The organism is Fructobacillus tropaeoli (genome assembly GCF_016860625.1).
GTDB lineage: Bacteria > Bacillota > Bacilli > Lactobacillales > Lactobacillaceae > Fructobacillus > Fructobacillus tropaeoli.
Genome location: NZ_BOJU01000001.1, coordinates 355,320 through 377,505, shown reverse-complemented (window position 1 = coordinate 377,505; position 22,186 = coordinate 355,320). Strand labels below are relative to the sequence as shown.

The following is a 22,186-nucleotide window of genomic DNA, read 5'->3' as shown; positions in this document are numbered from 1 at the left end:
TTGGCAACCATACATATTTGTTTTAAAAGGGAGAGCACGATGGACATCAAGGACCAACCAGCGGTATTATCACTTATTGTGCCGGTTCATAACGAAGAAGATACAATTCAAATTTTTTACGATGCCATTCAAAAAATTAAGCCAGAAGTTGAAGCAACGATTGATTTTCATTTTATTGACGATGGTTCAACCGATAAAACATTGACAATCTTGCGCGATTTAGCCAACCAGGATAGCAATGTTCACTATGTTTCTTTTTCGCGCAATTTTGGCAAAGAGGCGGGACTTTACGCTGGTTTGCAACAAGCAAAGGGGGACTATGTCGCGGTAATGGATGTTGACCTGCAGGATCCGCCTGAGTTGTTGCCACAGATGTTAGCAGAAGTTCAAAGTGGAGAATATGATGCCGTCGGTACTCGGCGTGCTGATCGTAAGGGAGAGGCTAAGCTGCGGTCATGGTTCTCCGCACAGTTTTATAAGTGGATGAACAAAGTATCACAGACTCATTTGGTTGATGGTGCCCGTGATTATCGGGTAATGACCAGACAAATGGTCAATGCCATCCTGTCGCTGTCTGAAAATCAGCGTTTTTCAAAGGGAATTTTTACCTGGGTTGGCTTTAGAACAAAGTACATTCCATATGAAAATCGAGAGCGTGTTGCTGGAACAACTTCTTGGTCATTTTGGAAGCTAACAAAATATGCTATCGAAGGAATTGTTTCTTTTTCAACGATGCCATTGACAATCGTGACCTTCCTAGGTTTACTGTCCTTTGGTGCTTCAATCGTAGCAGGAATCTTTATTGTCATTCGAGCTTTGATTTCAAATAGCTCTGTTGCTGGCTGGCCATCGATGGTAACTATTATCCTCTTCATCGGCGGTATTCAAATGTTGAGCCTTGGTATTATCGGCCGTTATATTGCAGCTATCTTTATGGAAACAAAGAACCGTCCAATTTATATTGCCAAAGAAGAAAAATAAATTTAAGGGTAACTATGCGTAAGTTAAGCGTTCATAATCTTATACTATCGTTTGCATTAATTGCGATTGCACTAATTACAGCGAGTGCAATTTTTCTATATCCACTCAATTTAGTAGATGGTAGTACCGGTGGTTTTTTAAGCGGGTTTTATCGTCTCGGAGCGAGCTTAGCTATTTTGTTTTTTGGCTTTTATGCAGCTCGAAAGGTTAGTGTTAAGCAAAGAAAAATTTATTATATTCTTTTCTTGGCCTTGGCCATACTTGCCCAATTGGTCTTTTTATTGACATTTGTACGTCCAGTTTATACGGACACAGGCTATGTTACGACAATGGCTGCCCGTTTAATTGAAGGCAACCATCAATGGTATAACTACTTTTATACCTATCCGAATAATGTCAACGTTACGTTGTGGTGGAGCTATTTGTTAACACCGTTCCGCTGGCTTGGTGTTACGCATTATGCGCCAATATTGCCATGGATTCAGATGTTAATGCTTGACTTAGGAATTATCTATCTAAGTCGTTCACTTAGATTAGTAAATCGTGTATTAAGCACAATTTTTATGTTTATTGCACTATTTTATATTCCATGGTTCATGTATGCGGTCTTTCCCTATAATGATGTTGTGGCAATCGCATTAATGATGGGTGTTATTGGCAGTTTGATTCGATTGCTATCGAATGAGTCCGCTAAATCAAAGTGGCTTCACGGCACCGCCTTGATGTTGATGCTTGGGATAGCAGTGACTATCCGGCAAAATTCGGTCATTATTTTAATTGCGTTATTATTGACGATTTTATTTAGTAAGCAATTCAATTTTAAATTAAAAAGTGGCTTAATCATTCTGGGTGTGTTCTTTTCACTTTTGGGAACAGTATCGTTTCATCATTTTCAAAAGGTTGAAGGTTTTCAATCGAAGCCAACAATGGTCACGCCTTCTGTTCGCTACGTGAACATGTCGTGGAATCCACATACGGCAGGTCAAATTGACGGCCCTGATTCATTCTTGTATAGTAATTTCCCTAAAAAGGAACGTGCAAAACTCATCACAGATGAATTAAAGCATCGTATTAAAGAATTGGGCGTTTTGGGAGTACCAAAGCATGCAATCAAAAAAATTGCATTTATGTTCTCATTGGCCTATTCAAATGAAGATATGGGCGGATTACAGATAAATCGACCATTGTTGAAATATGAGTGGGAATCAACACCATTTTTAGAATTTATCGGTAATTTATTCCAACCAATTTATATCTTGTTATTAGCTTTAGCAATGTTGGTCGTTATCAATGTTTTGAAAAACAGAAAAACAATTGATTCAAGAATTTTGAATTTAACGATTTTTTCTGCATTTAGCATTGTTGGTATTTTTACTTTCCATATTTTGCTATGGGAAGTCCGCGACCGTTATGCTTTACCAATGTTGCCATTCCTTTTGCTATTAGCAGCAATCGGCATGCAATTGTTGTTTGGATTGCTTAAAAAGCGGCAGGAAACCGTTCAACGGGTTACTAATAAATTCGTATTATTAAGTCTGGTCTTGCTCATGGCAAGTTTCTTGGTTTCATTCTCGCGTGCCAATGATAGGGTTAGTCGTGATGGTTTTGTTTATAATTCCGGATTTTCTCTATATACGGAAAATGGTGATGAACTTGTTACGATTCCTGGAAAAACAACTGTTGAGACAGAAACCTTTAGTTTAAAGAGTCCATCTAATAATTTGAATATCGATTTTTCAAAGTTGAGTAAAGAACAACTTGACCAATTGAAAGTTACACTGATTCGAACTGATAAGCACCAATCATTGACCTTAAACTTAAAGCAGTCTTGGAGTAGTTATCCTGGTCAATATCCAGTTGGTGACTATCGTTTGAAAATTGAAAATATTAGCACTTATCCGGTTAAAACAGATGTCCTTCAAAATTTGAAAACGACTAATTTACAGGGACCAAATGTCAAAATGAATCAGAAAAATGTTAAGGGATTAAATGCAATCTTTAGCTTTACTGATCATCATGATACTACTTGGATTAACCGATATGTTTATATCTTCTTACACTTAATTTTTGTTGCTTTGCTTTTGATTGCGCTAGCAATCAAGCGACGTCAACGGATTAATTAACATTTTAAAAACCGTGTTGTGAATTTTTCAACACGGTTTTTATTAGTAATATATAATTAAATTATGAAAATAACAAAAACATTTATCAATATCATTTTTTCCGTTTTAATTACTATTAGCTTAGTAGGCGCAATCGCGCTATTACCTGAAAATATTAATGGGGTTAGTTTAAGCTTTGTAAAGGCGGTTAATTTCTTAATCCTACTGCTAGTTTTGCTACTGATTCTGCGTCATTTTTTCCATAATGCTTGGCAAAAAAGTGTCAATTTCTGTAAGGCCATATTTTCACATAAAATAACTTGGGTCGTCATTATTGCGCTTGTCCTATTGTGGCAATTAGTATGTGTGTTCCTATTGTCAGGGACCAGTACCTGGGATTGGATGTTTTTAGTTCAACGTGCGACAACGGCCAAATTAGGATGGCCCTGGCCAAATTACTTGTCAGTTAATCCCAATAACACGATGTTGCTTAAGCTCGAAAGTATTTATTTCCACTTATTAGGGCGTCCGTCGTTTGAACATTTTATGTATTCACTGAATATCGCTAACGTTGCTATTGTCGATTTTGGTACGTATTTAATTTGGAAATTAGCTAAAAAATTTACCAGCCCACTAGTGGCAAAGCTAACTTTCGTGCTCACACTTGTGCTGTTTACGTGTGTTCCGTTTTTTGTTATTCCGTATTCTGATACTTTATCGTTTTTCTTAACAGCTGCCATACTGTATACCGTAGTCCGGGCAATTGACTTTCAGCAAAAGAAGCAATTCTATCTCTTTGGACTTTTATTGGGCTTTGAGTTACTACTGTCATATTTACTAAAGCCGTCATTAATGGTTCTGTTGATTGCCGTCTTATTCGTTCTTGTCCTTTTAATATTAACAAGGAATGGGCAAATCAAGCTTAAATCTGCCGGTATAATGCTTGCGATTTCAATTGCCTTTTTAGGTATTGGTTCTGTTTTGATGAAAGAGTATTTGTATCACCATAATGGCATTGTTAAGGTTGATACACGGCAAGCACTGCCAATGTCGCATTTCGCGGCGATGGGGATTACTGGTGATGGTGATTATAATGTCACCGACATGTTTAATTCAGCTAATATTAAGGATCCAGAAGCGCGAAACAAAGCTTCATTGCGATTGATTAAGGAACGTTTTATTAACCAGGGGGGCATTCTTGGCTATGAAAAGTTTTTAATTCATAAGCAAATTAAAAATTCAGCTGACGGGTCAATGGCATGGGGCCATGAGGTGTATTACTTAAAGGCATTTCATCCAAACAATGAGCAACTAGAAAAAACTTTCCCAAGGCGTTATTTCTTGGAAAAAAATGGTATTGCAACGGAAGGAAAGTTCGATTTTAGGACCGTTCAACAAATTTTTTGGATTATAGCCCTTGTTTTGATATTGGGCAGTATTTTTGATCAATCACTCTGGGGACTGTTCCTTAAATTCAGTGCAGTTGGCTTCTTTGCCTTTTTGCTAATTTTTGAGGGCGGTCGAACACGATACTTAATTCAATTTTTGCCTGTTTTGTTCCTACTAGCTAGTTTAGGGATGCAAAGGGGAATAAACTATGTTGCCCAGATTCGAAGGAATAAGCAAGGATAGTATCGATAGGTTCAATTGATGCTCTAATTAAAATTAATTTGAAAACTGTTTTTAGCGTTATAGGTAGCCTCTTAGTGAAATTTAATTCATCAGGAGAACTAGCTATGATATAATTTTTAATGGAAATCTATTGTACTAAGGAAAAATCATGGCTCAAAATGTTTCAGCAGTCGTTGTTACTTACAACCGACTTGCATTGTTGAAAGAAGTAATTGATAGTTTACAAAAACAAATTGTTCCCGTAAGCCACATTATCATTGTTGATAATGCTAGTGAAAATGATACAAAGGAATATTTGGAATCATTAGGTGATCAAATTGATTATGTTCGTCTAGAGGAAAACCTTGGTGGTGCCGGTGGTTTTAATCGCGGTATTCGTCATTTTATGGAAAAGACGGATGATGACTTTGTTTGGGTAATGGATGACGATACTGTTGTTCACCCTGATACACTACAAAACTTATTGGCCTTTGCTGATCAAGAACCTAATTTTGGCTTTTTGGCTTCAGATGTTCGTTGGACTGATGGTCACCGTGCCAAGATGAACCAACCAGCACCAATGAACCGTTTAAAGGTCATTCCAGAAGACCAGGTTGAACCTGTTCAATTGCAGAATGCAACGTTTGTTTCTTTACTGGTACGTCGCGCAGTTGTTGCAGAAATTGGCTTGCCTATTACTGACTTCTTCATCTGGGGTGATGATATCGAGTATACGGAACGCGCAGGTCGTGTTGCTCCTGGTTACTTTGTACCATCCGCAAAGGTAACTCATAAAATGGGTGCCAATGTTGGGTCAAGTTTATTAAATGATGGCCCGGCACGGACACCACGTTATTTCTATTCATATCGCAATAAAGGCTATTACATCCGTAAGCGTGACTGGTATCGAAAGAATCGCGCTCGGTTGCGTACATTAGCCGAATATTGGCAGATTAAGTTGTCTCATACGGAGCGTAAGGCTGAAAAGTTGGCGGTCATGAAAAAGGGAATGAAGGCCGGTAAGACCTTTAACCCAACCATTGAATTTGCTAATAAGAAATAAATGATATTCGTAATGAACCGTTTTATTGTTAGACGGTTCTTTTATATTAACTTTATTTTTTGATGATTTAATAATAGAAAGTAATAATTGAGGAAATGACTGTGTTAACTGATTTTAAAAAAATTTTTGATCGATATCGAGAATCGATTCTGTACTTGTTCTTTGGTGGCGCTACATTCGTAGTTTCCGTTGTCACCTATTCGATTTTTTCCGCTTACCTACATTGGACATATACAGTATCGTATGTTTTATCATGGTTTTTGGCAGTTTTGTTTGCTTACCTCACTAATCGTATTTGGGTATTTCAATCGAAGGTGACGGATGCTAAGGGGTTGTTTCGTGAAATTTGGCAATTCTATCTGGCTCGAATTGTGACAGGCATTATCGGGTGGTTCATTTTAGCGTTTGGTGTTCAGGTCTTGCATCAAAACGATTTGCTTTGGAATGGTATTCAAAATATTTTTGTGATTATTTCAAATTATGTGTTGAGTAAGCTGTATATTTTTAAGAAAATTGAAGAATAAAAAAGCACAGTGATTGAAAATCGCTGTGCTTTTTCTTTACTTCATAATGATGCCTTTTTTAAGGTTATAGTGCCAGTTGTAACCTTCATTTGGAAATGCGTGTGGATCCGAATTGCTAAGCTCTTCAAGACCGTAATTGATGGCAAAACTCTTTTTAGGATAGTAACTTAAAGGCTTAACTTTAACTAATTTATCACTGCCTTGATGCTTTTCAAGTTCTTGATAACGTGTTTGCAATGCTTGATTAGCTTTTATAGCATCAAGTGTTCCCATAGCTCCCTTTAATAGGCCAAGCATCGTGAGCAAAACTAGGAACGTTGCACCTGTGAGGTAGGCCAGGGTCTTCTTTTGATAATGGTTGATTGCGCTTGTGCTTAGCTTTAATAGGGCGACAATCATAAAGATGATACCACCGAAGAAGGAACGGCCACCATCTTGTCCTAGTGGCGAAATGGATAGGGCATAAAGGACTGCCAGCCCGGCAGCAAACCATAGTAATCCTTCAATCGCATTTTCTAACTGACGTTGGAAAATCACCACAAGAGCAAAAATCAGAATTAAAGTAATAAGCATTTTATAATCGTGGAAAAGTGTCTTACTTACTAATTTAAACCCATTTTTAAAATGCGTGAAAGTCGATTGTTCAAACCATGAAGGCGGCATGGTCGCTTTTGTACGAATTGCATTTCCTGGTGCTAAGATCAAAAATAGGTAACCAATGAGGTAGGTGATAACGCTTGAAATTTGGATTTTTGACCAGGATAATTTTTTGAAGTAACGACCAGCTAATAGGTAGCTCAGGACAATTAATAAACCACCCCCTGATGTGTTTTCATTTGACCAGCCAGCTAAAAATGCTAATAGAGGGAGTAAGGCGGATAATTTGGTCAAATGATGTTGGCCTTGGTGGAACCACTGATAATAGGGAAAAATAAACAATAAAATCAAGGTCGTTGTTAATAGATAGTTTCCTGCACCTGCTCGCCAAAACATTGTTTGACCAATAACGGGTGCAAAAAGTAGTACTAAGGAAAAGCTATAAATGATGCGAAGGGCACTGTAAGAGGAGCTTTGATTGGGTTTACCAAAGTGATTTAAGAGGAAAATTGTGGTGATGGACCCCAAAGAGATAATCAAGCTTGTGATATAAATATTACTTGAAACCAAAATTCGCCAAAGTGTTTGCCCGATAGCTCGGCCGTTCTAGCGAAAATAATCCGCGTAGGCTTGATTCCACAAAGTGATTAAAGTTTGATGATGCCCAATATAGAGATCGTCATCAAAAAGAGGGGTGTGGAAATTCAATAGGTAAAAGAACATAAATAGTAAAGAAAGGCTGATAATACTGATTATTTTACTTTTTTTGGTCATGTGCAATAGTTCTCCTAAAACTGTTTATAAATACGTAGCTATTATAATATAGCAATAAAATCATTAATAATGCTGAATATAGTGATTAAATTCAGCGAAGCAAGAAGAGGAATACCAATGTTGCTAAAACAACTATGAATGGCAAAATTTCCCATATAGGCATATATTGCTTAATCATGATTTGATCACTACTGTTGATTCGCTGATGTACGACGATTTGTCCATTTTCAATAGAAGATGAAACTTTAGTGTGGTTGATAAAGACACTAATATTCGTATGCTGATAACCTAAAACAGGCAAATAAATGGTATCGCTATCAATGTCCTTAGTTGAAACAAACGATAATTGGTTATAGCTTGCTTTGAACGAGTGGGTGTCAATATACTGGCCAGTGCTTGTCTTTAGCTGGTGTTTGATGAAGTGTTTACCCTTAGTATCACTTAGCATAAAGCTGGAATTCTGATTTGCTAGTGCCTGTTGGGGGACATAGTCTGAATAATTCATTAGATACCAGGTGTCGGATGAATGAACAGAGGCGCGATCGAAAGCCCCGAGAGAGCCAAGGCCATAACCATCCTGACCGGTCATATAGTGATGATGAATTTTACTTGGCGTAGCAACAACGAAATTACCGGGGATATCAATATCGGCATAATTATCTTTCTGCAAAGTCATGCTGATAACTGTCATGGCAAGGAAGGTAAAGGTTGCTAGTATTTTTTTAAAGGAATTTGTTGAACTTTTTCGGAAGGTGGCAAACACAACAATGGTGAAACCAAGACAAATAATCAAAAAATAATAGAAGAGCCTGTAAGGGATTTGAATGCTAATGAGTGATGTATGTTTGAAAAAGGGTTCCCAGGTAACGGCACTAGTTCCGAAAACGGCTAGTATCAGAGATAAAATTTGGCCCAGAAAAATATCCCGAATTAGGATAATGGTTGCAATGATGAAAAGCAAGACAAGAAAGGTAACAATCAATTTCGTTTCAGTGAAGAAAGATTGAACGGTAATATACCAGGTCTGGAATTGGTAATAACCCATGTTTGGCATTTTAATTTTGTTTGTCGCGCTAATGTAAATTAAGGGAAGTAAAGTTCCTAGCGTTAGTAGAAAAGTAAAAAATACTGCTTTGAATGAAGATAGGAAGACAAATTTTTTCGATGTCTTATTGGTGAAAAAGCAAATCAGTAAGTAGATAAAGACAAATAAAGAAATAATCGTACTTAATAATATGTGTGAGGACCATGATATTGAAAGGCCAATAGCAATGTATTTGTACGAGTTTTTTTCGTTGTGATTAAATAACCCATAAACAATTAAGGGAATTCCGATGGCCGCAGTGGCTTCCGCAATGTTAAAAAGAGAAAAAACGGATCCTGACCATAGTAAGGATAAAATGGCCGCAATGGTTGGTTGTGCTCGAAGTTTGAAATGTAGAACGCTATAAAAGGTGGCAGCTAATAAAAAGTTAATCATTAGCAAGACTACCTTATATAAAAGAAGCGAGTTATGGATAAAAGGGAAAAAATTGACAATTAGCTGCAATCCAAGTGAGGGATAAAATACATTACTTGCCACACCGATTTGTCCCAATGAAAGGAAATTTTGTGGATAAAGGAATTGCAAAAAATTTCCAGATAAATTGTGTATTCGAGAAAAATGATAATAACTATCTAAAGGAAATTTAATCGGGTTGAATAAAATGGTGTTCAAAAATAATACAACCAGAATGAACATTATCAAAAACGGTGTCACTTATTGGTAAATCTGTTTAAGAGTCTTTGGATAAAGTGCTTTGTTAAAAAAATGCATGGTTAGGGTTCTCCGATATTAGAGTTAAATTAGTTGATTTTTTTAAGTAAGTTGGCTAACAATAAAATTTGATAAATAACCTTTTAACTATAACTCTTGGCTAAAAGTTTTTCTTTTTTCAAAGTAATATTATATCATTTTGCCAATAATAATTTTTAAACTTAATAGTTTATATTTGTACAGTTTTAACATAGTGTGACATTATTTAAAACGAGAAATTGAATTATAAAAAAGCAAAGAACAATCAATTAGTGATTATATATAAAACTTATGTAAGATATAGATATCTTGATTTTTTTCATTATTTTTATTAAAAGATAAAAAATTTATACTTTTTTTATTTACTGAATTTATTATTCTATTATTTGGATGATTTTCTAATTAAATTTATTTTTTTATAATTCAGAATACTAATAAAGTTGCTGTCCATTTAATTTTCAGTTAAACTTATGGGGTATATATTTTTGTGATGAAATTGAGATGGAGTATGTATTCACATGAGAAAGAAATTGTATAAGTCAGGAAAAATTTGGGTTGCCGCTTCAATGGCAATTTCCTTTTCCGTGGTATCCATTAGCTTGGGTAATAATGCTAAAGCTGATAATTCACAACAACAGTCAGCTCAGACTCAATCAACGCAAGTGACAACTGCATTGCCGGCTGGTGGACAATATTCAACTACAGATGGTGGGCAAAGCTGGAAGTATCTAGTCAATGGTGTTGCAATTAAAGGGTTATACCAAGATGGTCAAGGCCAGTTGCGTTATTTCAACTTTACTGATGGCACCCAAGTTAAGGGTGAATTTTTAAGTATTAATGGTACTTATTATTATTTTGATCAAAATAGTGGCGAGGGTCATTTGGTCCCATCTCAAAGTAATGGTCATTATATTGAAATTGGCAATACTAGTGTTTGGGGCTATCAAAATAGCAACGGGGAATCTGTTAAGGGAATCCAAAATATTGATGGTCAGCTTAAGTATTTTGATGAAAATACCGGTAACCAAGTTAAGGGTGGTTCGGCTATTATTGGTAATAAGAGTTATTATTTTGAACCAAGCCAAGGAACACTTACAACAACAATTGATCAAGTATCTGATGCTCAAAATGCTAATATTCGAGGATTGGCAACTGTTAATGGGCAGTTAAATTATTTTGACCCAACAACTGGTGAACAAGCAAAAGGTAAGCAAGTTGCTACAAATGGTGCGACGTATTATTTCAATGATAGTGGTGTTGGAACATATTTGTTTACCAATGTACAAAGCACGCCGGCTAATGATGTTTCACAACACAATGCTGTAAATAGTACTGATACTAAGGATTATACGAATACTGTTGATGGCTTCTTAACGGCTGATACCTGGTATCGACCAAAGTATATTTTGGATAATGGTGAAAATTGGCGCGCGTCAAACGAAGGGGAATATCGACCTTTCATTATGAATTGGTGGCCTAACAAGGACGTTGAAGTTAATTATCTGAAATTTATGCAAAATAATAATTTGCTATCAAGTGCAGTTCAATACAACCTTTTCACGGATCAGGCTATTTTGAATCAAGCCGCCTATCAGGCTCAAATTGCAATTGAAAAGCGAATTAAGTCAGAGGGTAGTACAGATTGGTTAAATACGTTGCTATTTGGTGGCGATGATAGCCATCCGTCATTTGTTAAGCAACAATTTATTTGGAATTCGGATTCTGAATATCCTGGGCAGGGTGGAGATCAGTGGTTCCAAAATGGCTATTTAAAATATGGAAATAATACTTTAACTCCTCAAACTAATTCAGATTATCGAAATGCTGACAATGTCTTCGAATTTTTGCTGGCCAATGATGTCGATAATTCCAATCCCGCTGTTCAGGCAGAAGATTTAAATTGGTTACATTATGTTTTGAATTTTGGAACCATCACAAATAATGATGGTGATGCCAATTTTGATGGAATTAGAATTGATGCGGTTATGAATATTAGCAATGATATTAATAAGCGCACGTTTGATTACTTACGTTCATTGTATGACTTGACTAAGAGTGATTCTAACGCTGATAAACACTTGTCAATTGTAGAAGGTGGAATCAATATTAGTGGTCCTACAGCTATTGACGGTAATGGATTAATTACAGCACCATTTGTTTCTAACATTCAATCATCATTATTTAATGGTCCAGGACAAAATGAATCCCTTTCCAATTTAATTCAAGAGTATGATCATGGTGTTTTAGTATCCGATCACTCAGATTCTACTAAGTCAAGTATTCCTAATTATTCATTTGTTCACGCTCATGATAATGGAATACAAGACCAAATTCGTAATGCACTTAGGGATTCAACTGGTGCGGATTGGACCAATTTCACTGCGGATCAGTATAAAACTGCTTTAGAGACATACTATAACGATCAAAAATCAACCATCAAAAAGTATAATGCATATAACGTTCCTAGTGCATATGCTCTAATGTTAACGAATGCTCAAACAGTTCCTCGAGTTTATTATGGTGATTTGTATCAAGACGACGGTCAATACATGCAAAATAAAAGTATGTATTATGATTCAATTACTTCTTTGATGGAGGCTCGAAAGAAATCCGTTTCTGGTGGCCAAATGATGAGCGTAGATAGTCATGGCCTTTTGAAAAGTGTTCGTTTTGGTGAGGGAGTAAATTCAGAGCAAGATCAAGGAAATCCTCAAATGAAAAAGCAGGGGATTGGTGTCATTGTCGGTAATGATCCATCTTTGAAGTTGAATGATGGTGATACTGTAACACTTGACATGGGTGCTGCTCATAAAAACCAAGCTTATCGTCCATTAATTTTGACGACAAGCGATGGCGTTCAAACTTACGATAGTGATGAAAATGCACCAATTGTATATACAGATGACAATGGAATCTTGACTTTTTCAAATCAAGATATTAATGATCAAGCTAATACAAAAATTGTTGGAACTTCGAATCCACAGGTTTCTGGTTACCTTGCTGTTTGGGTTCCTGTTGGTGCCGATGAAAATCAAGATGTACGAGTTGTCCCTTCAACGAGTGAAAACACTGATAATACTGTCTTTCATGGAAATGATGCTCTCTATTCAAACTTGATTTATGAAGGCTTTTCTAATTTCCAACCAGCACCAACCAATCATGATGAAATGACAAATGTGGTGATTGCTAAAAATGCGCAACAATTTGTTGACTGGGGAGTAACTGACTTCGAAATGGCTCCTCAATACCGATCATCTGGTGACCATACATTTTTGGATTCAACTATTGATAATGGTTATGCCTTTTCTGATCGATATGATATGGGATTTGGTACACCAACTAAATATGGAACTGATGAAGATTTGAGAAATGCTATTAAAGCACTACATGCATCTGGAATGCAGGTAATGGCTGATATGGTATACAACCAAATTTATAATTTACCTGGTGAAGAAGTGACATCTGCTTCTCGAACAAATGTTTACGGTAATAATGTTGATTTGCCATTCGCAACACAACTTTATGTTACCAACACAGTCGGCGGAGGAGAATATCAGAAAAAGTATGGCGGAGAATTCTTAAACGAACTAAAAGAAAAGTATCCTGACCTATTTAAGTCACAAACTTATGATTATTATCAAGTTGACGGATCAATTGGACAAAAAACAATGTCGGAAATTCCTTCTGACGAATTGATTAAGCAATGGTCAGCTAAATATATGAATGGTACTAATCTATTAGGTCGTGGTATGGGGTACGTTCTCAAGGACTGGAATAGTGGTATTTACTTCAAATTGTCAGGAACTAATACAACGCTCCCTCAATCATTGATTGCTTTAACTGGATGGAACCAAAACGATGATGGTACGTGGTCATACTACAGCACTGATACTGATGATCGAGTAACAGGAAAACAAGTGATTGATGGGAAAACTCTACTTTTCAATGATCAAGGAATTCAAGTTAAAGGCGGTTGGGGTGAAAACGCTGATGGCACATGGTCATATTATGATGCCGATACTGGTAATCGAGTAGCAGGTAACCAATTGATTGGGGGAAGACATTTACTTTTCGATAATCAAGGAATTCAAATTAAAGGCGGTTGGGGTGAAAACGCTGATGGCACATGGTCATATTACAATGCTGATACCGGTGATCGAGTAACAGGAGCGCAAGTAATCGACGGCAAGCAATTGCTATTTGATAGTAACAGTATCCAGATTAAAGGCTCATGGCAGAAAAATGCCAATGGAACTTGGTCATATTATGATGCTAATGACGGACATTTGGTCACTGTAAATAGCTCGAATAATGAAAGTACTTCAGCCACTCAAAATACTTCAAGTAGCAGCAATGCTGTAAATAAGACTACTGGTTGGATTAAGAATAGTGATGGAACCTGGTCTTATCTATCTGCAAAAAGTGGTCAAAAGGTCACTGGAAGTCAAACCATCGATGGCAAGCAATTGTTGTTTGATGACCATGGCGTCCAAATTAAAGGTGGCTGGGGTAAAAATGCTGATGGTACATGGTCATATTATGATGCGAACTCAGGGGAACTGACTTCAACTAGTGATATGAGTAATGTAAATCCACAGCAAACAACAACTACTACGAATGAACAGAGTACAACCAATCAGCCAACAGATATCACAAAAAATAGTGATGGTGTTTATGTATATAAGAATGATTCCAATAAGAGGGCACAAGGCTACTTGAATGATGGATCATCATGGAAGTGGTTTAATGATGGTCAACTTTACACCGGTTTCCAAAACTACATGGGTACCTACTATTGGTTTGACAGTGGTGTTCGCCAACAAAACAAGTGGGAAACTGCTTGGGGATTGAAGTATTATGTTGGTGATGACGGTCGAACAGTTGAAGGAATTCATGCTATCGACGGTCACGCTTATGACTTTGGTACCGATGGGACTTTCAATGTGAAGGGACCAGCTAGTGGCTACTTGAATGACGGTAGAAACTGGATGTGGTATGAAGGTGGAAACCCATATACTGGCTTCCGCTACTACATGGGCACTTACTACTGGTTCGAAAATGGTTTGCGTCAAGATAATGCTTGGCATCAAGCCTGGGGTCTGACATACTACACAGGTGCAGACGGTCGAGCAGTTCAAGGTGTGCAAAACATCAATGGTAAGTTTTACTACTTCGGTAATGACGGCACGTTCTTTATGCGGACAAACCAAGAAGTAAACGACAATGGTACTATTTACTATGCCAATGCGGATGGTAGCTTGACACCAAAGGAAGGTTACATCTGGGATGGTTCACCAGCAAACGGTGGCTATCGTTGGTATGAAGACGGTCAATTGTATACCGGATTCCGTTACTATATGGGAACGTACTACTGGTTCGTTGATGGCGTTCGTCAAAATCAAGGATGGCGTCAAGCATGGGGTCTGACATATTGGACAGATGCCGATGGTCGAGCAGTACAAGGCAACCAAAGCATTGATGGTAAGAACTATTACTTCGGTAATGATGGCACTTACTTTGTGCGTTAATAGCTAATAAAGGTATTAAAGAAGGCTAAAACGACATGTCGTTTTAGCCTTTTTGTTTTATAAGGCAGATTACAAGTTTAATTCGAACAACCCCGAAAAACTTCTAGTGGCGTCTGGTAGTTATGTAACTTCATGGGTCGATTGTTGATCAACTCAATTGCCTCATAAAGTCGCTGCTCATCAACATCTCGATCTCGAAAGTTAGACTTCTTCGGAAAGAAGTATCGTAATTTACGGTTGAATAGTTCATTACTGGCTCGTTCCCATGGGGAGTACGCATGGCAGAAATATACCGATATCTTGTACGTATCTCTTAACTTACGATATCCTGAGAACTCTTTTCCATGATCAACAGTGATACTTTTTACAGTGCTGCCAAACGAGTTCATGAAACGTTGAAAGGCAGTTGCCATGACCTCCTTAGTTCGATTGTGTACCTTGATTACCCAATAGACACGATTTTGGCGCTCTAAAAAGGTAACCACACATGTTCGATTTTGACCTCGACTAGAGAGAACAGTATCAACTTCCCAGTGCCCAAATTCTTTCCGTTCATTCACTTTTTCAGGACGTTTTTCAATGGTTTGTTCTACTTTGAAAGTTCCACGTGTTTCTTTCTTGCGACGTTGGTAGACATTCCGATGTGGCAAGTCTGATAACGAGAAATTTAAGCGACCATTGTTCAACCAGTTGTACACAGTTGAAGTCGCCAATTTCAACTTGTAAGCAACTATTTCAGGCGAACAAGTCAGTCGAAGATGGTTTTTCGATTAGGCGCTTCTTGTCAGGAGTCAGAGTCGATTTTCGTCCACACTGACCACGCTTTCTGTCGGCATCTTTTTGTGCTAATTGGGCATTGTAGGGTTGAACACGATGGAGTTCGTAGTGAATCGTTGATTTTGCAAAACCAAGAGTATCTGCAATCAATTGCATAGAATATCCTAATTTGTGTAATTTCTCAATCGCACCACGGTCATAAGATGATAAAATTAAATGGCTCAAAGAAATTCTCCTTTTGGTTGGTCTAATCAACTACCATTGTAAAGAAATTCTTTGGGTTTTTATTTTAAATTTTCTCGTTCGAATTAATTATAGAATCTGCCATAAAAAATAAAGTATTACAGTTTTATCAAATGAAAATATAGAATTTTTACATAAAACGTCATATAATGGTTATGTTTTATTCACTTCAAGACATGTTAAATTTATTTAGGAGAGTTGGATTTTAGAATGAGAAAGAAATTGTACAAGGCAGGAAAAATGTGGGTGGCAGCCGCGACTACGGCGGCAGCCGTTGCCGTAGGTGGTACGACACTCGTATCTGCTGATTCAACGACTACAAATACAAATACAACCACAACAACGGTTACTGCTCCAACGGGTAATCAAAATAACCAATTAACCCCGTCAACAAATCCGTTAAATTCGAACAACAACAATAATAACTCGGTGACGGTTAAAACAGATGGTAAAACGTCTACTATTACCAACACTACTGGTTCAACAACTACTATTACGACTGGTGGGGATACAACACCACAAATTTTGAATTATATTGGTGGTGTGGATGGTAGTTATCATCCTTCGTCAGATGGTGGCTACCAATTTATCTTAAAAAGCACTGGAAAGCCATTGACCGGCTTACGTCAGATTGATGGTGCATTGCACTATTTTGATGAAAATACTGCTGATCAAGTTAAAGGTAGTATCAAAACCGTTGGGTCGGATACCTACTACTTTGAAGCGGGGTCTGGTGATGCCGCTAAGGGCATCCAGACGATTAATGGTAAAGTTTATGGTTTCGGTGATGACTTTAAGCAAGTAAAGAACGGCTTTGTCACTGATGCTAATGACAATACTTACTACTTTGATGCTAATGGAAATACTACAACTGGCCTTCAAACAGTTGATGGTAAAATTTATTTAATTAATAATCAGGGCCAAGTAACGAAGGGGGGGGACGGACCAACAACCATTAATGGCGTTCAATATTACTTTGACCATAATGATGGACACGCAACAATTGCCAACCAACAGCAATTTAATACTGGTGTTTCATCAACATCAAATGATTATACGGCCCATAACCAATTAGCATTTGTTTCTAAATCAGCTATTGATAACGTTGATGGTTATATTACGGCTACTTCTTGGTACCAGCCTAAGGATATTTTGCAAAATGGACAAACATGGGTAGCTTCACAATCAACTGATCGACGCCCATTGTTAATGACTTGGTGGCCGGATAAGCAGACACAGGCAGCTTATATAAACTTTATGATTTCACAGCAGCTATATAGTGGCGCAAAGGTAGATGGCTCTTTGACCTCACAAGCTGATTTGAATACTGCTGTTAATCAGATTCAAGCTGCGATTGAAAAAAAGATTACGGCTCAAGGCGGTTCAACCACTTGGCTGCAAACATTAATGACGCAGTTCATTTCTACTCAGAGTCAGTGGAACATTACCAGCGAATCTCCCCGTGCCACTGACGGATTGCAAGGTGGAACGTTAGCATACAATAATAGTACTAACACTCCCTGGGCAAATTCAGATTACCGCTACTTGAACCGCACTCCTTCTAACCAAACTGGGTCAGATAGCTATTTAGGCGGTTATGAATTTTTACTGGCTAATGATGTTGATAACTCAAATCCGACTGTTCAAGCAGAACAACTAAATTGGCTGTACTACCTATTGAATTTTGGTTCAATTACGGCCAATGATCCAAGTGCCAACTTTGATGGTTATCGTGTTGATGCGGTTGATAATGTTGATGCTGATTTGCTACAAATTGCAGCTGAATATATGAAGGCTGCTTACGGTGTTGATAAAAATAATGACAACGCCAACCAACATTTATCAATCTTGGAAGATTGGGATTACAATGATTATCAGTACAGCGGTGATACTGGCGCTAACCAATTGACGATGGACTTTAAAACCCAAGTTCAGTTAGTTGCTTCATTAACTAAAAACCCAACACAGCGTGATAACATGGCCCGCTTCTTACAATGGTATAACGTTGACCGGAGTAATGATAATACTGAAAATCAGGCAGTCCCCAATTACTCATTTTTGCGGGCCCATGATAGTCAAGTTCAAACAATCATTGCGCAAATTATTAATGATTACTATCCGGGTGCCGATGGATTCCGTCCAACTGCCGATCAATTAGCAACGGCATTTAAGATTTACGATGCCGACCAACAGTCAACCAATAAGCGGTATACAATGTACAACGTGCCCGCTGCTTACGCAATGTTGTTGACGAATAAGGATACGATTCCTCGTGTTTACTATGGTGACTTGTATACCGATGATGGTCAGTATATGGCAAATAAGTCGCCATATTATGATGCTATTAGTACATTACTCCAAGATCGTGTGAAATACGTTACCGGTGGACAGACAATGGCGACGGGCTCATGGGATGGGGCAGTCAATAAAAATACTGATCGAACTGACATTTTGACATCGGTTCGCTTTGGTAAAGATTTAATGAACGCTACTGATGTTGATGCTAGCGGAAATACACAGCGAACTGATGGAATTGGTGTCATTGTAAGTAATAACCAAAACTTACAATTGGGTGCCAATGAGAAGATTATCCTCCACATGGGGGCTTCTCACAAAAACCAGCTTTTCCGTGCCGCTTTGCTTTCAATGCAGAATGGTTTGCAGGTTTATTCATCAGATAGCGGTGCGCCAACTATGATGACGGACGCTAACGGTGACCTGATTTTTGATTCAACTTGGGTATACGGTGTAAGCAATCCGCAAGTATCAGGTTATTTAGCTGTTTGGGTACCTGTTGGTGCTTCTGCTGATCAAGATTCTCGTTCATTAACGGATTCTTCAAATTCTGCAACATCAACTGATGGCAAGACATTGCATTCGAATGCGGCACTTGATTCAAACGTTATTTATGAAGGTTTTTCAAACTTTCAAGCAATGCCAACACAAACAAGTGAGTATACAAACGTTAAGATTGCACAGAATGCTAATTTGTTTAAGTCATGGGGAGTGACAAGTTTTCAATTTGCACCACAGTACCGTTCAAGTACAGATAGTACTTTTTTGGATTCAATTATTAAGAACGGTTATTCATTTACCGACCGTTATGATTTAGGCTTTAACAACGCAGACGGCACACCCAATCCAACAAAATATGGAACTGATGAACAATTACGTGAAGCGATTAAGGCTGTTCATGCTGTTGGTATTCAAGCAATGGCTGATTGGGTTCCAGATCAATTGTATAACTTGCCCGGTCAAGAAGCAGTAACCGTCACTCGTACAGACGGGGAAGGTAATGCGGTCCAGGGATCGAACTTTAATAACTTAGTTTATATTGCGAATACAATGAGTAGTGGAATGGATTACCAAGCTAAGTATGGTGGTGCATTCCTAGCAAAGCTGAAAGCATTGTATCCAAGCCTATTTGAGACCAAGCAAATTTCAACGGGTAAGCCAATTGATGGTGATACGCGAATTCCGCAATGGTCCGCAAAATATTTAAATGGAACGAATATTTTAGGCCGTGGAATAGGTTTTGTTCTTCGTGATTCAGCCACGGGTAATTACTTCCTGATTCAAGATGGTTCAGGTTTGTTCCTACCGATGCAGCTGTTGGATGAAGATTCAGTTTCTGGATTTGAACAAGATTCAAAGGGAATCAAGTATTATTCATATAGCGGTTACGAAGCTAAGAACGCCTTTGTTCAAGATTCTAAGGGTAACTGGTATTACTTCGATAATAATGGCTATATGGTAACCGGTGATCAAACGATTAACGGCGGAAAGTATATTTTCCTTACTAATGGTATTGAATTGCGAAACCACTTCTGGACTCGATCAGATGGTGCCGAATTCTATGTTGGAAACGATGGACAAGCTGTACAGGGATTCCAAATTATCGATGGTCAAGCTTATGACTTCGGAACAGATGGTACTTATAACTTGAAATTGCGTCCAACCGGTTATTATAAGGATGTCCAAGGTTGGAAGTGGTTTGAAAATGGTGTGAAATACACTGGAATCAAGGCATATCAAGGTGGTTACTATTACTTCAATAGTGGTGTTCGCGCTGAAAATACCTGGGAAACTGTTAACGGTAACCAATACTACTTTGGCAGTGATGGTAAGGCCGTACAGGGAATTCAAGTTATTGACAACCAAGCTTATGATTTTGGAAAAGATAGCACTTACACGTTGAAATCTCGTCCATCAGGTTACTTAAATAGTAATCAAGGTTGGATGTGGTTCGATAATGGCCAACTTTATACCGGTTTCCAAAATTACATGGGTGCTTATTACTACTTTATTAACGGTGTGCGTCAACAAAACAAGTGGGAAACTGCTTGGGGATTGAAGTATTATGTTGGCGATGATGGTCGAACAGTTGAAGGAATTCATGCTATCGACGGTCATGCATATGACTTTGGAACAGATGGTACTTTCAATGTGAAGGGATCAGCTAGTGGCTACTTAAATGATGGCAAGAACTGGATGTGGTATGAAGGTGGTAACCCATATACTGGCTTCCGCTACTACATGGGCACTTATTACTGGTTCGAAAATGGTTTGCGTCAAGATAATGCCTGGCATGAAGCTTGGGGTCTGACATACTACACAGGTACAGATGGACGGGCAGTTCAAGGTGTTCAAAACATCAACGGTAAGCTTTACTACTTCGGTAGTGACGGCACATTCTTTATGCGAACAAACCAAGAAGTAAACGACAATGGTACTATTTACTATGCCAATGCGGATGGTAGCTTGACACCAAAAGAAGGCTACATCTGGGATGGCTCACCAGCAAACGGTGGCTATCGTTGGTATGAAGACGGTCAATTGTATACCGGCTTCCGTTACTATATGGGAACGTATTACTGGTTCGTTGATGGTGTTCGTCAAAATCAGGGATGGCGTCAAGCGTGGGGTCTGACATACTGGACAGATGCCGATGGCCGAGCAGTACAAGGCAACCAAAGTATTGATGGTAAGAATTATTACTTTGGTAATGATGGTACTTACTACTTGCGGTAATAAGATAATGTTTTGATGTTTAATAGGTAAAAAGCCAAGCTCGAAAGAGCTTGGCTTTTTTACAAAAAATGATATTAACTTGGCAGATTCTATAATTAATTCGAACGAGAAAATTTAAAATAAAAACCCAAAGAATTTCTTTACAATGGTAGTTGATTAGACCAACCAAAAGGAGAATTTCTTTGAGCCATTTAATTTTATCATCTTATGACCGTGGTGCGATTGAGAAATTACACAAATTAGGATATTCTATGCAATTGATTGCAGATACTCTTGGTTTTGCAAAATCAACGATTCACTACGAACTCCATCGTGTTCAACCCTACAATGCCCAATTAGCACAAAAAGATGCCGACAGAAAGCGTGGTTAGTGTGGACGAAAATCGACTCTGACTCCTGACAAGAAGCGCCTAATCGAAAAACCATCTTCGACTGACTTGGTCGCCTGAAATAGTTGCTTACAAGTTGAAATTGGCGACTTCAACTGTGTACAACTGGTTGAACAATGGTCGCTTAAATTTCTCGTTATCAGACTTGCCACATCGGAATGTCTACCAACGTCGCAAGAAAGAAACACGTGGAACTTTCAAAGTAGAACAAACCATTGAAAAACGTCCTGAAAAAGTGAATGAACAGAAAGAATTTGGGCACTGGGAAGTTGATACTGTTCTCTCTAGTCGAGGTCAAAATCGAACATGTGTGGTTACCTTTTTAGAGCGCCAAAGTCGTGTCTATTGGGTAATCAAGGTACACAATCGAACTAAGGAGGTCATGGCAACTGCCTTTCAACGTTTCATGAACTCGTTTGGCAGCACTGTAAAAAGTATCACTGTTGATCATGGAAAAGAGTTCTCAGGATATCGTGAGTTAAGAGATACGTACAAGATATCGGTATATTTCTGCCATGCGTACTCCCCATGGGAACGAGCCAGTAATGAACTATTCAACCGTAAATTACGATACTTCTTTCCGAAGAAGTCTAACTTTCGAGATGTTGATGAGCAGCGGCTTTATGAGGCAATTGAGTTGATCAACAATCGACCCATGAAGTTACATAACTACCAGACGCCACTAGAAGTTTTTCGGGGTTGTTCGAATTAAACTTGTAATCTGCCTACTATAAAAGATAATTTTTGGAGCAGATAAAATTTTTTTAAAAT

The 22,186-nt window shown here is 38.0% G+C and carries 9 protein-coding genes and 2 pseudogenes; 8 read left to right on the top strand and 3 right to left on the bottom strand.

From position 1 onward, the window contains the following. Positions 1-39: 39 nt before the first annotated feature. The 5 genes from FT12353_RS01820 to FT12353_RS01800 all read left to right on the top strand — a co-directional run bounded on the left by FT12353_RS01820 (position 40) and on the right by FT12353_RS01800 (position 6,281). Positions 40-981 (top strand): glycosyltransferase family 2 protein, encoded by a 942-nt coding sequence (locus FT12353_RS01820; RefSeq protein WP_203617629.1) that lies wholly within the window; start codon positions 40-42, stop codon positions 979-981. Between the two features lie 14 nt (positions 982-995). Continuing rightward, positions 996-3,104, top strand: coding sequence for a hypothetical protein (locus FT12353_RS01815; protein ID WP_203617627.1), 2,109 nt, complete (start codon positions 996-998; stop codon positions 3,102-3,104). Positions 3,105-3,167: 63 nt separating this feature from the next. Continuing rightward, positions 3,168-4,715: a glycosyltransferase-like membrane protein gene (locus FT12353_RS01810; protein WP_203617625.1), complete on the top strand. Its 1,548-nt coding sequence runs from the start codon at positions 3,168-3,170 to the stop codon at positions 4,713-4,715. Positions 4,716-4,863: 148 nt separating this feature from the next. Then, positions 4,864-5,757, top strand: coding sequence for a glycosyltransferase family 2 protein (locus FT12353_RS01805; protein WP_203617623.1), 894 nt, complete (start codon positions 4,864-4,866; stop codon positions 5,755-5,757). Positions 5,758-5,858: 101 nt separating this feature from the next. Further along, entirely contained in the window at positions 5,859-6,281 is a 423-nt protein-coding gene (locus FT12353_RS01800) for a GtrA family protein (RefSeq protein ID WP_239061157.1), read from the top strand. 36 nt (positions 6,282-6,317) lie between these two features. On the opposite strand, the gene FT12353_RS01795 is transcribed toward FT12353_RS01800, so the two are convergent. Then, the gene (locus FT12353_RS01795; RefSeq protein ID WP_275403532.1) at positions 6,318-7,472 is read right to left on the bottom strand and encodes a DUF6056 family protein; all 1,155 of its coding nucleotides are present in this window, start codon (positions 7,470-7,472) and stop codon (positions 6,318-6,320) included. 271 nt (positions 7,473-7,743) lie between these two features. Continuing rightward, entirely contained in the window at positions 7,744-9,234 is a 1,491-nt protein-coding gene (locus FT12353_RS01790; protein ID WP_203617616.1) for a putative glycosyltransferase family protein, read from the bottom strand. Positions 9,235-9,965: 731 nt separating this feature from the next. On the opposite strand from FT12353_RS01790, the gene FT12353_RS01785 reads away from it, so the two are divergent. Beyond that, positions 9,966-14,975, top strand: coding sequence for a glycoside hydrolase family 70 protein (locus tag FT12353_RS01785; protein WP_203617613.1), 5,010 nt, complete (start codon positions 9,966-9,968; stop codon positions 14,973-14,975). A gap of 77 nt (positions 14,976-15,052) precedes the next feature. On the opposite strand, the pseudogene FT12353_RS01780 reads toward FT12353_RS01785, so the two are convergent. Continuing rightward, positions 15,053-15,977, bottom strand: a pseudogene (locus FT12353_RS01780) (IS30 family transposase). A gap of 228 nt (positions 15,978-16,205) precedes the next feature. On the opposite strand from FT12353_RS01780, the gene FT12353_RS01775 reads away from it, so the two are divergent. Both FT12353_RS01775 and FT12353_RS01770 read left to right on the top strand, forming a co-directional pair. After that, a complete protein-coding gene (locus FT12353_RS01775) occupies positions 16,206-21,026 on the top strand; it encodes a glycoside hydrolase family 70 protein (RefSeq protein ID WP_203617611.1) in 4,821 nt (1,606 codons plus the stop codon). Positions 21,027-21,208: 182 nt separating this feature from the next. After that, a pseudogene (locus tag FT12353_RS01770) lies at positions 21,209-22,127 on the top strand (IS30 family transposase). Positions 22,128-22,186: the final 59 nt, after the last annotated feature.

Coding starts and splice junctions, on each gene's coding strand:
- FT12353_RS01810 (WP_203617625.1), top strand. CDS start 3,168: ATGAAAATAACAAAAACATTTATCAATATCATTTTTTCCGTTTTAATT.
- FT12353_RS01805 (WP_203617623.1), top strand. CDS start 4,864: ATGGCTCAAAATGTTTCAGCAGTCGTTGTTACTTACAACCGACTTGCA.
- FT12353_RS01785 (WP_203617613.1), top strand. CDS start 9,966: ATGAGAAAGAAATTGTATAAGTCAGGAAAAATTTGGGTTGCCGCTTCA.
- FT12353_RS01820 (WP_203617629.1), top strand. CDS start 40: ATGGACATCAAGGACCAACCAGCGGTATTATCACTTATTGTGCCGGTT.
- FT12353_RS01775 (WP_203617611.1), top strand. CDS start 16,206: ATGAGAAAGAAATTGTACAAGGCAGGAAAAATGTGGGTGGCAGCCGCG.
- FT12353_RS01815 (WP_203617627.1), top strand. CDS start 996: ATGCGTAAGTTAAGCGTTCATAATCTTATACTATCGTTTGCATTAATT.